Origin of the sequence: Micromonospora sp. DT4 (assembly GCF_049841675.1) — a bacterium.
Taxonomy (GTDB): domain Bacteria; phylum Actinomycetota; class Actinomycetes; order Mycobacteriales; family Micromonosporaceae; genus Micromonospora.
In genome coordinates this window covers 1-367 of sequence record NZ_JBNCKT010000429.1, presented here as the reverse complement: position 1 = coordinate 367, position 367 = coordinate 1, and the positions used below count along the sequence as shown (strand labels likewise).

Sequence of the window (367 nt, the reverse complement as noted above, 5' to 3'; positions counted from 1 at the left end):
TTACCGTCTGCTGGAATTCTTGCAGTTCGGGCCCGTACGGCACCTCATACACCGTCCACCAGAGGCCCGACGAACTCTTGTGGTGCCGCTTGGTGATCGTCGGTAAGGCCCCGGCAGGGGCCACCGCTGATGTCGAGGCGGACATCATGCCTGCCCGGGCGGTGGACGGCGGATCAGTCAGCGCGTGCGCCAGTGCCGTACCCGTCACCGGGTCACCGGTAGTGACCTGCCCACCATCGCCCACGCTCAACAACCGGCCATGCGCGTCAGCTGGCACCAGGATCAGGCGTCCCAGGACCTCCTCGGCTTTCGCATCCACCGGATCAAAGCGCACCACCCGCTCAGCGACATCGCTGGCCTGCGTCTG

Annotated in this window: 1 protein-coding gene; it reads right to left on the bottom strand. The window is 66.2% G+C overall.

From position 1 onward, the window contains the following. Positions 1–367: hypothetical protein (locus ACLQ24_RS30440; RefSeq protein WP_425895174.1), on the bottom strand; the 367-nt coding region annotated here is incomplete at both ends.